At 51.1% G+C, this 13,148-nt stretch carries 12 protein-coding genes; 11 read left to right on the plus strand and 1 reads right to left on the minus strand.

Annotated features, from left to right (window positions below):
• Positions 1–11: 11 nt before the first annotated feature.
• The 6 genes from prmA to F384_RS17930 all read left to right on the plus strand — a co-directional run bounded on the left by prmA (position 12) and on the right by F384_RS17930 (position 4,605).
• Entirely contained in the window at positions 12–893 is an 882-nt protein-coding gene (gene prmA, locus F384_RS17905; RefSeq protein WP_046489361.1) for a 50S ribosomal protein L11 methyltransferase, read from the plus strand.
• Between the two features lie 143 nt (positions 894–1,036).
• Positions 1,037–1,777, plus strand: coding sequence for a carbonic anhydrase (locus tag F384_RS17910; RefSeq protein WP_046489365.1), 741 nt, complete (start codon positions 1,037–1,039; stop codon positions 1,775–1,777).
• A gap of 324 nt (positions 1,778–2,101) precedes the next feature.
• Positions 2,102–3,067 carry a tRNA dihydrouridine synthase DusB gene (dusB, locus tag F384_RS17915; protein WP_046489370.1) on the plus strand — a complete coding sequence of 322 codons (966 nt, stop codon included), beginning with the start codon at positions 2,102–2,104 and terminating at the stop codon, positions 3,065–3,067.
• A gap of 25 nt (positions 3,068–3,092) precedes the next feature.
• A complete protein-coding gene (gene fis, locus F384_RS17920) occupies positions 3,093–3,389 on the plus strand; it encodes a DNA-binding transcriptional regulator Fis (protein WP_000462905.1) in 297 nt (98 codons plus the stop codon).
• A gap of 85 nt (positions 3,390–3,474) precedes the next feature.
• Entirely contained in the window at positions 3,475–4,359 is an 885-nt protein-coding gene (yhdJ, locus tag F384_RS17925) for an adenine-specific DNA-methyltransferase (protein ID WP_046489516.1), read from the plus strand.
• Positions 4,360–4,440: 81 nt separating this feature from the next.
• Entirely contained in the window at positions 4,441–4,605 is a 165-nt protein-coding gene (locus tag F384_RS17930) for a DUF2556 family protein (protein WP_046489519.1), read from the plus strand.
• Positions 4,606–4,646: 41 nt separating this feature from the next.
• Here F384_RS17930 and envR read toward each other — a convergent pair whose 3' ends face one another.
• The gene (gene envR, locus F384_RS17935; RefSeq protein WP_046489520.1) at positions 4,647–5,294 is read right to left on the minus strand and encodes an acrEF/envCD operon transcriptional regulator; all 648 of its coding nucleotides are present in this window, start codon (positions 5,292–5,294) and stop codon (positions 4,647–4,649) included.
• A 392-nt stretch (positions 5,295–5,686) separates the two neighbouring features.
• Between envR and F384_RS17940 the strand changes: the two genes are divergently transcribed.
• The 5 genes from F384_RS17940 (at position 5,687) to F384_RS17960 (ending at position 13,145) form a co-directional block, all read left to right on the plus strand.
• Positions 5,687–6,850 (plus strand): efflux RND transporter periplasmic adaptor subunit, encoded by a 1,164-nt coding sequence (locus tag F384_RS17940; RefSeq protein WP_046489524.1) that lies wholly within the window; start codon positions 5,687–5,689, stop codon positions 6,848–6,850.
• 11 nt (positions 6,851–6,861) lie between these two features.
• On the plus strand, positions 6,862–9,975 hold the full coding sequence (locus F384_RS17945) for an efflux RND transporter permease subunit (RefSeq protein ID WP_046489526.1): 3,114 nt from the start codon (positions 6,862–6,864) through the stop codon (positions 9,973–9,975).
• 247 nt (positions 9,976–10,222) lie between these two features.
• On the plus strand, positions 10,223–10,444 hold the full coding sequence (locus F384_RS17950) for a membrane protein (protein ID WP_000825639.1): 222 nt from the start codon (positions 10,223–10,225) through the stop codon (positions 10,442–10,444).
• Positions 10,445–10,868: 424 nt separating this feature from the next.
• Positions 10,869–11,894, plus strand: coding sequence for an amino acid ABC transporter substrate-binding protein (locus F384_RS17955; protein ID WP_046489581.1), 1,026 nt, complete (start codon positions 10,869–10,871; stop codon positions 11,892–11,894).
• A 69-nt stretch (positions 11,895–11,963) separates the two neighbouring features.
• The gene (locus F384_RS17960; RefSeq protein WP_046489585.1) at positions 11,964–13,145 is read left to right on the plus strand and encodes an amino acid ABC transporter permease; all 1,182 of its coding nucleotides are present in this window, start codon (positions 11,964–11,966) and stop codon (positions 13,143–13,145) included.
• Positions 13,146–13,148 lie beyond the last annotated feature (3 nt).

The following is a 13,148-nucleotide window of genomic DNA, read 5'->3' on the forward strand; positions in this document are numbered from 1 at the left end:
AGAGTTTTGCCATGCCATGGATCCAATTAAAACTGAATACGACGGGCGCTAACGCGGAAGAGTTGAGCGACGCCCTGATGGAAGCGGGTTCCGTTTCTATCACCTTCCAGGACACGCACGATACACCGGTTTTTGAGCCATTGCCGGGCGAAACCCGTCTGTGGGGCGACACCGACGTCATTGGTCTGTTTGATGCAGAAACCGACATGAAAGACGTCGTCGCTATCCTGGAACAACATCCGCTGTTGGGTGCCGGTTTCACGCACAAAATCGAACAACTGGAAGATAAGGACTGGGAACGCGAGTGGATGGATAACTTCCACCCGATGCGTTTTGGCGAACGCCTGTGGATCTGCCCAAGCTGGCGCGATGTGCCGGATGAAAACGCCGTCAACGTCATGCTCGACCCCGGCCTGGCATTTGGTACCGGCACCCACCCCACCACCTCACTGTGCCTGCAGTGGCTCGACGGCCTTGATTTAACCGGCAAGACCGTCATCGACTTTGGCTGCGGTTCTGGCATCCTGGCGATTGCCGCGCTGAAACTGGGCGCAGCGAAAGCGATCGGTATCGATATCGACCCGCAGGCCATTCAGGCCAGTCGTGATAACGCCCAGCGTAACGGCGTGTCAGAACGTCTGGAACTCTATCTGCCGCAGGATCAGCCAGACGCCATGAAAGCCGACGTGGTGGTCGCCAACATCCTGGCTGGCCCATTACGCGAACTGGCACCGTTAATCAGCGTGCTGCCCGTTACAGGCGGTCTGCTGGGCCTTTCCGGTATCCTTGCCAGTCAGGCCGACAGCGTGTGCGAAGCCTATGCCGATCTCTTCACCCTCGATCCGGTCGTTGAGAAAGAAGAATGGTGTCGCATTACCGGTCGTAAGCAGTAATCTTCCCCCAAACGTGGTCTCATCGCAGGCCACGTTTTTCCGCATTTTCAATACACACGCCTGCCTCTTTCCGCGCTAAAATAGTCGCGTAACCCATTGAAGTTACAAATATAAAAATCTATTTTATTTAATGGAAGAATGTTATGAAGCCGTTTTTGAGCAAGGCAGCACTCCTGGCGTTAAGCATTATGCCGTTCACCGCGATGGCGTCGCACTGGAGCTATGAAGGTGAAGGCTCTCCGGAACACTGGAGCTCCCTCAATGAAGAATATAAAACCTGTCAGGCAGGCATGAATCAATCCCCGATTAACATTGATGCCACGCTAAAAGCACATCTATCCCCACTCAGTATTCACTATCCCGATGGTCCGATAACGCTGACCAATAATGGGCATACGATCCAGGCCGGACTGAAAAGCACCACTGCGGATACCGTCTCTATAGATGGTGTTCCCTTCACGTTGCAACAATTCCACTTTCACACCCCGAGCGAAAACACCATCCACGGGAAACATTACGCGATGGAGATGCACCTTGTGCACAAAGATGCGAAAGGGGCGGTGACGGTCGTCGCAGTCATGTTCGATAAAGGTGCGGCTAACGCAGAGCTGGAAAAGCTCTGGGCAACGATGCCTGAGAAAGCGGATCAAGACGTGGAAATCACCGCGCAGATGGACCTCAACGCCTTGCTGCCTAAGAAGAAAACCTACTGGCGTTTCAGTGGTTCGCTCACCACACCGCCCTGTTCTGAGGGCGTGACCTGGATTGTCCTTAAACATCCTCTGACGATCTCCACTGCGCAGCTGGAGAAATTTACTCATACCCTGCATCACGATAACAGTCGCCCAACACAACCGCTCAACGGTCGGGTCGTGGTTGAATAATCCCTTCACTGCGCAATCATCTGCTGAAATGAGAGCATAGTCACATTAAGTCACGATAATCTGCTGATTAATTCAGCAGATTATCTTGTCAGCCCCCGTCGTCGCAAAGAAAAAATGAGAAGTTACGCAAAATTATATGCGTACAGATTTTCGTCACATTTTTATAATGCAATGATTTGTATAGCTAATTATTTAATGGCGTTTACTTTAACGGCGATTCTTTGATCCACCTCAGAGGATTGGTTAAAGTTTGGCCTTTCATCTCGTGCAAAAAATGCGTAATATACGCCGCCTTGCAGTCACAGTATGGTCATTTCTTAACTCATGCGCATCGGACAATACCAGCTTAGAAATCGCCTGATCGCAGCGCCCATGGCTGGCATCACTGACAGACCTTTTCGGACGCTGTGTTATGAGATGGGAGCCGGATTGACCGTATCCGAGATGATGTCGTCTAACCCGCAGGTTTGGGAAAGCGACAAGTCCCGTTTACGGATGGTGCACGTTGATGAGCCAGGAATTCGCACGGTGCAAATTGCCGGTAGCGACCCTGTTGAGATGGCCGATGCCGCACGAATTAACGTGGAAAGCGGCGCCCAGATTATTGATATCAATATGGGGTGTCCGGCTAAAAAAGTGAATCGTAAGCTCGCAGGTTCAGCCCTCTTGCAGTACCCGGATTTAGTGAAGTCGATACTAACCGGGGTGGTTAATGCGGTGGACGTTCCTGTGACCCTGAAGATTCGCACCGGCTGGGCTCCGGAACATCGTAACTGCGTAGAGATTGCCCAACTGGCTGAAGACTGTGGCATTCAGGCTCTGACCATTCATGGACGCACCCGCGCCTGTTTGTTCAATGGAGATGCTGAGTACGACAGTATTCGGGCAGTTAAGCAGAAAGTTTCCATTCCGGTTATCGCGAATGGTGACATTACTGACCCGCTTAAAGCCAGAGCTGTGCTTGACTATACGGGGGCTGATGCCCTGATGATAGGCCGCGCAGCTCAGGGAAGACCCTGGATCTTTCGGGAAATCCAGCATTATCTGGACACTGGGGAGTTGCTATCCCCCCTGCCTCTGGCAGAGGTTAAGCGCTTGCTTTGTGCGCACGTTCGGGAACTGCATGACTTTTATGGCCAGGCAAAAGGGTACCGAATCGCGCGTAAACACGTCTCCTGGTATCTCCAGGAGCACGCTCCAAATGACCAGTTTCGGCGCACATTCAACGCCATTGAGGATGCCAGCGAACAGCTGGAGGCGTTGGAGGCATACTTCGAAAATTTTGCGTAAACAGAAATAAAGAGCTGACAGAACTATGTTCGAACAACGCGTAAATTCTGACGTACTGACCGTTTCTACCGTTAACTCTCAGGATCAGGTAACCCAAAAACCCCTGCGTGACTCGGTTAAACAGGCACTGAAGAACTATTTTGCTCAACTGAACGGTCAGGATGTTAATGACCTCTATGAGCTGGTACTGGCTGAAGTAGAACAGCCCCTGTTGGACATGGTGATGCAATACACCCGTGGTAACCAGACCCGTGCTGCTCTGATGATGGGCATCAACCGTGGTACGCTGCGTAAAAAATTGAAAAAATACGGCATGAACTAATCTCGATTAGCTAATTGCTTGTTTAAAAAGGCGCTACTCGGCATGGGGAAGCGCCTTTTTTATACGCGTCTTTTGTGGAGCAGGTATGAACTCTCGATTTGAACCACAGTACTTTGGTGACGAATCCGCGTCGATCATCCACGGAGATGCACTGACAGAACTCAAAAAGCTCCCCGCCGAAAGCGTCGATTTAATCTTTGCCGACCCGCCTTACAATATCGGAAAGGATTTTGACGGCATGGTGGAGTCCTGGGACGAAGGCGTCTTTCTGGGCTGGTTGTTCGCATGCATAGAAGAGTGTCATCGGGTACTGAAAAAACAGGGCACGATGTACATCATGAACAGCACCGAAAACATGCCGCATATCGATCTCAAATGCAGAACGCTGTTTACCATCAAAAGCCGAATCGTCTGGTCTTATGACAGTTCGGGCGTACAGGCTAAGAAATTCTTTGGTTCAATGTATGAACCCATCCTGATGATGGTCAAAGATGCCAGACAGTACACATTCAACAGTGACGCCATTCTGGTCGAGACCAAAACGGGCGCGAAAAGAGCGCTAATCGACTACCGTAAAAACCCGCCACAGCCCTACAACACGCAAAAAGTTCCGGGCAACGTCTGGGAATTTCCCCGCGTACGATATTTGATGGATGAATATGAAAACCATCCGACGCAAAAACCTGTCGCCCTGCTAAAGCGGATCATTCTGGCCTCCTCAAATCCTGGCGATACGGTGCTGGATCCCTTCGCCGGCAGCTTTACGACAGGTGCCGTGGCCGTGAAATCGGGGCGTAAATTCATTGGCATTGACGTCAATAACGAGTATGTAAAGATAGGGATCAGACGACTGAACGTCAGCTCACACTACTCCCCGGAAGACCTGACGAAAGTCAAAAAGAGAAAAACCAAAAACCTGTCTAAAAAGAGCCGAACGGTGCCGAATGCGGTGAAGATCACAACAAAGTAAAAGCATTGTAAGCCTGCTTTTCAGCGTGCGTTTTTCGTGTATATTTCCTGCACGCTCGGGATGAATACGCAGGATTTGGCAATGATTCGTAAGTATTGGTGGCTGGTTGTTTTTGCTGTCTCCGTTTTCCTTTTTGATGCATTACTGATTCAGTGGATTGAACTGCTCACCACGGAAGTCGATAAATGTCGCAATATGGATTCTGTTAATCCACTCAAACTGGTCAACTGCACCGATCTGCAATAATGTGTGATTGATAAACGGGAGAAATAATTATAGTGATTCTGTCACACCTTTTCCGGCGTTAATTGCATCACATTCCCGTCAGGGATTAACATCCTTAATACATTATCCACCAGCACCGGGGCCTGTTGATAAAGATTGTAGCGGGCGGAATTCATCAACCAGTTATTCACGATACCGCTAAAACTAGCGTGAATAATAATTAAGGCGACATCCAAATCCAGCGTTCTGGAAATCAATCCTTCCGCCATACTCGCCTGCAAGGCGTCACGTAATCCCTTTTGTCCAAATCCAATTTTCTCTCGTATTTCTTGCTCTGATATCATGCCCTCATGAAATTCACACTTATGATATAAAATTTGCAACAACGCCTGTTGTCGGGGAATTTCTGCAATATATTGCAATCCTGCAATGAGCTTCCCACGCAACTGCTGTAAAGGGTTATCGCCCACATACGACGTTAATCGATCCTGAATGAGATCACGTAATGGCGGTTGCTGCTGCCAGAGTTCATTGAAAAGCTGCGTTTTGTTGTCGAAATGCCAGTAGATAGCGCCTCGTGTGACCTGGGCCGCGTCCGCAATGTCATTAAGCGTCGTGTTGCTAACGCCTCGCGTAGCAAACTGGATGATCGCTGTTTCAATCAAATGTTGTCGCGTTTTCAACGCGTCGGCTTTTGTTCTCTTAGCCATAGGTTATCGAATCAGAGGGATGATAAAAGAATACGACGTTCGAGAATCGTCGATGAAAAATGACTGTATCATTTCATCCGTTCAGAGATGAAATAAAAGCCCCCTCTTCCGCACAAAACATTCAAATAAACACCACAAATAAAACATATTAAAATATTCACACCATAAATATATATTTCAAAATACATTAAGTCGCGACAAAACATAACAAAAAAAGTGAAAAAGAAAGAGCCTCTTTTTTGCTTTTACGTGCCGTAAGCCAGTGCATAAAATAAGTATTACTTACATCGCACGATAATAATTTGTAGGATAGCCAACTATTATTTCTTCGTGCACGTTATCGCCTTATCGTTACCGGTAAATAACGAGCTATTGGTTTTTAAGGAACAGTAATGACGAAACATGCCAGGTTTTCACTCCTGCCCTCATTTATCCTCATCTCTGCTGTGTTACTTGCCGGTTGTAACGATCAGGGAGATAAGCAAGCTCAGGCAACTGAACCGCAGGTGACCGTTCATGTGGTCACCACCGCGCCATTGGCGGTAACGACCGAACTTCCCGGACGCACTTCTGCATTCCGCATCGCAGAGGTGCGTCCTCAGGTCAGTGGTATTGTTCTCAAAAGGAATTTCACCGAGGGCAGTGATGTTGAAGCCGGGCAGTCGCTGTATCAAATCGATCCTGCCACCTGGCAGGCGAGTTACGACAGCGCGAAAGGGGAACTGGCGAAAAGTGAAGCCGCTGCCGCTATCGCCCGTCTGACGGTGAAGCGCTATGTCCCGCTGGTAGGGACAAAATATATCAGTCAACAGGAATACGACCAGGCGATTGCGGATGCGCGTCAGGCCGATGCGGTAGTTATCGCCGCACAAGCCGCCGTTGAAAGCGCACGCATTAATCTTGCTTACACCAAGGTCACCTCGCCGATCGGTGGCCGTATTGGCAAATCCAGCGTTACTGAAGGCGCACTGGTGACCGACGGTCAGGCGACGGCACTGGCTACCGTACAGCAACTCGATCCTATCTATGTCGATGTCACACAGTCCAGCAGCGACTTTATGCGTCTTAAGCAGTCCGTTGAACAGGGCAGTCTGCATAAGGACAGCGCCAGCAGCAGCGTCCAACTGGTGATGGAAAATGGCACGGCGTATCCCCTGAAAGGGACACTGCAGTTCTCTGATGTCACGGTGGATGAAAGCACGGGTTCCATCACCCTTCGCGCCGTATTCCCTAACCCGCAGCATACTCTGCTGCCGGGGATGTTTGTTCGCGCGCGCATCGACGAAGGCGTTCAGCCAAACGCCATTCTGATCCCTCAGCAGGGCGTCACGCGTACGCCTCGCGGTGATGCAACAGTGCTGGTCGTCAATAACCAAAGCCAGGTTGAACAGCGCAACGTCATCGCGTCACAGGCCATCGGCGACAAATGGTTGATTAGCGAAGGCTTACAACCCGGCGAGGAGGTAATCGTCAGCGGAATACAAAAAGCCCATCCTGGCGTGAAAGTGAAAACCACCACGGATGCCAATACCCCTGCGGCGAAAGCGGCGCAATAAGGTCACCGGATATGGCAAATTTTTTCATTAGACGTCCGATCTTTGCCTGGGTACTCGCCATCATTCTGATGCTGGCAGGAGCCCTGGCGATTATGCAACTGCCTGTTGCACAATACCCGACTATCGCACCGCCTGCGGTCGCGATTTCTGCGACCTATCCAGGGGCGGATGCGCAAACGGTGCAGGATACCGTGACGCAGGTTATCGAACAGAACATGAACGGTATCGATAACCTGATGTATATGTCATCCACCAGCGACTCTGCGGGTAGCGTAACTATCACATTAACCTTTCAGTCCGGGACTGACCCGGATATCGCCCAGGTTCAGGTGCAGAACAAACTACAGTTGGCGACGCCGTTGCTGCCTCAGGAAGTACAACAGCAAGGGATTAGCGTAGAAAAGTCGAGCAGCAGCTTCTTGTTAGTCGCAGGCTTCGTCTCTGACAACCCGCAAACCACCCAGGACGATATTTCCGACTATGTCGCCTCAAACGTGAAAGATACGATCAGCCGCCTGAACGGGGTAGGTGACGTACAACTGTTTGGCGCGCAGTACGCCATGCGTATCTGGCTGGATGCTAATCTGCTGAACAAATACCAGCTCACCCCGGTTGATGTCATCAATCAATTGAAAGTGCAGAACGACCAGATCGCCGCCGGTCAGTTGGGCGGAACGCCTGCATTGCCGGGTCAACAGTTGAACGCCTCCATCATTGCGCAGACGCGTCTGAAAGATCCTGAGGAATTCGGCAAAGTCACATTACGGGTAAACAGTGACGGTTCCGCCGTTCGCCTTAAAGATGTTGCGCGTATCGAGCTTGGGGGTGAAAACTATAACGTTGTCGCCCGAATTAACGGTAAGCCAGCGGCTGGCCTGGGGGTCAAACTGGCGACCGGCGCCAACGCCCTGGATACCGCCAGCGCGATCAAAGCCAAACTCGTTGATCTGCAACCTTTCTTCCCACAAGGGATGAAAGTGGTCTATCCGTACGACACGACGCCGTTTGTGAAAATCTCCATTCATGAAGTCGTGAAAACGCTGTTCGAAGCGATCGTACTGGTCTTCCTCGTAATGTATCTGTTTTTGCAGAACATCCGCGCAACGCTCATTCCGACAATTGCGGTTCCCGTTGTACTGCTGGGGACGTTTGCGGTCCTCTCGGCGTTTGGCTACTCGATCAACACCTTGACGATGTTCGGGATGGTACTGGCGATCGGCCTCCTGGTCGATGACGCCATCGTGGTGGTGGAAAACGTTGAACGCGTGATGATGGAAGACAAGTTGCCCCCCAAAGAGGCAACGGAGAAATCCATGTCCCAGATTCAGGAGGCGCTGGTTGGGATCGCGATGGTGCTGTCCGCCGTCTTCATCCCGATGGCCTTTTTCGGCGGCTCCACCGGGGCGATTTACCGCCAGTTTTCTATCACTATCGTATCCGCAATGGCGCTCTCCGTTCTGGTAGCATTGATCCTGACTCCGGCACTTTGCGCAACACTGCTTAAACCACTGTCCGCCGAACACCATGAGCAGAAAGGAGGATTCTTCGGCTGGTTTAATGCCAAATTTGATCTCAGCATCAATCACTACACCAACAGCGTCAGCGGTATTGTACGCAACACCGGCCGCTACCTGATTATCTACATCCTGATTGTCGTCGGGATGGCGGTACTGTTTCTCCGTCTCCCCACGTCCTTCCTGCCTGATGAAGATCAGGGCGTATTCATGACCATGATTCAGTTACCTGCCGGGGCAACTCAGGAACGAACCCAAAAAGTGTTGGATCAGGTGACGCATTACTACCTGAATAACGAAAAAGCGAACGTTGAGAGCGTGTTTACGGTCAATGGTTTCAGCTTTAGCGGCCAGGCGCAGAACGCGGGTCTGGCTTTCATCAGCCTGAAACCCTGGGATGAGCGTAGTGGCAAGGAAAACAGTGTCGAAGCGGTGATTGCACGGGCGACCCATGCGTTCAGTCAGATAACGGATGGACAGATCTTCCCCTTTAACATGCCAGCGATTATTGAACTGGGTACCGCGACCGGTTTCGACTTTGAGCTCATAGACCAGGGCGGACTGGGTCACACCGGACTAACATCAGCACGTAATCAGCTATTGGGCATGGTGGCTAAGCACTCCGATCTGCTGGTCCGTGTTCGGCCTAACGGTCTGGAGGATACTCCACAGTTCAAGCTGGATGTTGACCAGGAAAAAGCGCAGGCGCTTGGTGTTGCACTGTCAGGCATTAACGAAACGATCTCTGCATCACTCGGTGGCTCCTACGTTAACGACTTTATTGACCGCGGGCGCGTGAAGAAAGTCTATGTTCAGGCGGATGCGAAATTCCGTATGCTGCCAGAGAACATTAACAATCTGTACGTTCGCGGCGCCAATGGCGAGATGGTACCTTTCTCAGCCTTCAGTACCGCCCGTTGGGTATATGGTTCTCCGCGCCTGGAACGCTACAACGGCATGCCATCAATGGAACTGTTGGGTGAGGCGACACCTGGCCGAAGTACCGGTGAGGCGATGGCGTTGATGGAAAATCTCGCGTCAAAATTGCCAAATGGCATCGGCCATGACTGGACGGGAATGTCTTATCAGGAACGCCTGTCTGGCAATCAGGCTCCGGCACTGTATGCCATCTCGCTGATTGTCGTGTTCCTCTGTCTTGCCGCACTGTATGAAAGCTGGTCCATTCCGTTCTCGGTGATGCTGGTTGTCCCGCTCGGTGTGGTGGGTGCGCTTCTGGCTGCCTCCCTGCGTGGGTTGAATAACGACGTCTATTTCCAGGTCGGGCTGTTAACCACAATTGGGCTTTCCGCGAAAAACGCCATTTTGATCGTCGAATTTGCCAAGGATCTGATGGAGAAAGAAGGTCGCGGCCTGATAGAGGCAACGCTTGAGGCTGCACGCATGCGCCTGCGCCCTATTCTGATGACCTCACTCGCATTCATCCTCGGCGTAATGCCGTTGGTCATCAGTCGGGGTGCGGGGAGCGGTGCCCAGAACGCGGTCGGAACCGGTGTGATGGGAGGGATGCTGACAGCAACGCTGCTGGCCATCTTCTTTGTCCCGGCATTCTTTGTTGTCGTCAGAGGCCGTTTTAACAAATCTCAGAATTAATGTGTAAATTAAGGCGTCTACGGACGCCTTTTTCCTTCTGGGATCTTTCTTTATTTATTAAACAGATAGTCATTTGCTCTGCGTAATACAAAATTTGCTCCTCCATTATTTTTACAATCCACATGAATTGAGATTATTCCATATGCCAATCTTTTTTTAAGCGGTGGTAAAATTCGTTTCGTATTCGCAAAGAGTCAGCATTCTCTGTTGCTGCATTTAGCGGAACGCTTATTGTTGAGGTAACACCATGAAAAGATTAATTCCAGTGGCATTGCTCACGGCATTGCTGGCGGGCTGTGCACACGATTCCCCCTGCGTTCCGGTTTACGATGATCAGGGACGTCTCGTTCATACCAATACTTGTATGAAAGGGACGACTCAGGATAACTGGGAAACAGCAGGCGCGATTGCAGGCGGGGCCGCAGCGGTTGCGGGCCTGACGATGGGTATCATCGCGTTGTCAAAATAACAAACTCAGAGCGCGGTACATGCCGCGCTCTTAGCCTACGATCACCCTTTTTCATATCATACAATCTGTTGAAAAATAAGTTCACCATTACATTTAATTATCAATAACATCCCACCCTCTTCTTTTCTTCATTTATCTTTCAATACTCACCCTCTCGATATTCACGCCCGAAATTGTTATTTCACTTCACGAGCATTGTTTTAAATGTTTTGCTCCAAAATGTGGCTTACGTTTCAATTTCGCACCATTTCAGGGCGCTGCGTTTATTTTTTCCTGTCTACACTCTGCTTATTGCGTCGGATATTCGTGCGCAAAACCTGGCACTACCTTTGCTTAAAAGAGTATGGCCAATGCCACAGACAGGTTAAAGACGTTGCAGAACGTCTCTCTATAACAATAATTTCTTTGCCACACAGGATGCATTATGAAAAAGATGATGATAGCCACACTGGCTGCGGCCGGCGTGCTGCTTGCGGTTGCCAATCAGGCACATGCGGGTACAACGCTGGATGCTGTAAAAAAGAAAGGGTTCGTGCAATGCGGTATCAGTGACGGCCTTCCCGGTTTTTCTTACGCCGATGCGAACGGGAAATTCTCCGGGATAGATGTGGATGTTTGCCGTGGCGTTGCCGCCGCCGTCCTGGGAGATGATACAAAAGTAAAATATACCCCACTCACCGCAAAAGAACGCTTCACCGCATTACAGTCTGGCGAAGTCGATCTTCTCTCACGTAATACCACCTGGACCTCCTCGCGTGATTCCGGAATGGGCATGTCCTTCACCGGCGTCACTTATTACGATGGCATCGGCTTCCTGACCCACAACAAAGCAGGCCTGAAAAGTGCGAAAGAGCTAGATGGCGCCACCGTCTGTATTCAGGCGGGAACGGATACGGAACTGAACGTGGCGGATTATTTCAAAGCCAACAACATGAAATATACCCCGGTCACCTTTGACCGCTCGGATGAGTCAGCGAAAGCGCTGGAATCCGGACGTTGCGATACCCTTGCCTCCGACCAGTCCCAACTGTATGCCCTGCGCATCAAACTCAGCAATCCGGCGGAGTGGCTTGTGTTGCCTGAAGTGATCTCGAAAGAGCCGCTGGGTCCGGTTGTTCGTCGCGGTGATGACGAGTGGTTCTCTATTGTGCGCTGGACGCTGTTTGCCATGCTGAACGCCGAAGAGATGGGCGTGACATCGAAGAATGTCGATGAGAAAGCGGCGAACCCTGCGACGCCAGACATGGCGCATCTGCTGGGCAAAGAAGGCGACTACGGCAAAGATCTGAAGCTCGACAATAAATGGGCTTACAACATCATCAAGCAGGTGGGTAACTATGCGGAGATCTTTGAGCGCAACGTCGGATCGGAAAGCCCACTGAAGATCAAACGTGGACAGAACAATCTCTGGAATAACGGCGGCATTCAATACGCACCGCCAGTGCGTTAAGTCGTTGTGATGTAACGGGCGCCGCACAGGCGGCGCTCAGTTCAGAGTCATGGTTACCGAGGCTTTCTTATGTTCCATCGCCGCTCACGTGTAAAAGGATCACTCTCCTTTTCAAACCCTGCGGTCCGCGCCTGGCTGTTCCAGATCCTCGCCATTCTTGCGGTCGTTGCAGTTGCTATCTATCTCATTCATAACACGATTAATAATCTAAGCAGTCGCGGCATTACCTCGGGCTTTGCCTTTCTCGACCGGAGCGCTGGATTTGGTATTGTTCAGCACCTGATCGACTATCAGCAGGGTGACACATACGGACGCGTTTTTCTGGTGGGTTTGCTCAATACGCTGCTGGTTTCCGCACTGTGTATTGTCTTTGCGTCATTTATCGGCTTCTTTCTCGGGCTGGCGCGCCTGTCAGATAACTGGTTACTGCGTAAGCTCTCAACGGTTTATATCGAGACCTTCCGTAACATCCCGCCGCTCCTGCAAATCTTTTTCTGGTACTTCGCGGTTCTGCGCAATTTACCCGGCCCCCGCCAGGCCGCCAGCGCGCTGGAGATGGTCTTTTTGAGTAATCGGGGACTCTATATCCCGTCGCCACAGTTAGGGGAAGGCGTGCTCGCTTTCGTGCTCTCGTCGGCGATCGCTGTTGCGCTGTCCGTGGGTCTGTTCCGCTTCAATAAAATGCATCAGATGAAAACGGGACAGTTACGCAGAACCTGGCCAACGGCATTGGGCCTGATTGTGCTGCTGCCGCTCATCGCGCACTGGCTTTTTGGCGCAGCGTTGCACTGGGATATTCCACAACTGCACGGCTTCAACTTCCGTGGCGGAATGGTGCTCATTCCCGAACTGGCGGCCCTGACGCTGGCGTTATCGGTATACACCTCGGCGTTTATTGCTGAAATCATCCGCGCAGGCATTCAGGCCGTTCCCTACGGTCAGCATGAAGCCGCCCGTTCTCTCGGGTTGCCTAATACCGTGACGCTTCGCCAGGTCATCATTCCTCAGGCGCTACGCGTCATTATTCCGCCGCTGACCAGCCAGTATCTGAATATTGTGAAAAATTCATCGCTGGCCGCCGCCATTGGCTACCCCGACATGGTATCGCTGTTCGCTGGTACAGTGCTTAACCAGACAGGACAGGCCATCGAAACAATCGCCATCACCATGTCGGTGTATCTGATCATCAGCCTGAGCATCTCGCTGCTGATGAACATCTATAACCGGCGAATCGCCCTCATTGAGCGCTAAGGA

The sequence above is a fragment of the Citrobacter amalonaticus Y19 genome (assembly GCF_000981805.1).
In the GTDB taxonomy this organism is placed as follows: domain Bacteria; phylum Pseudomonadota; class Gammaproteobacteria; order Enterobacterales; family Enterobacteriaceae; genus Citrobacter_A; species Citrobacter_A amalonaticus_C.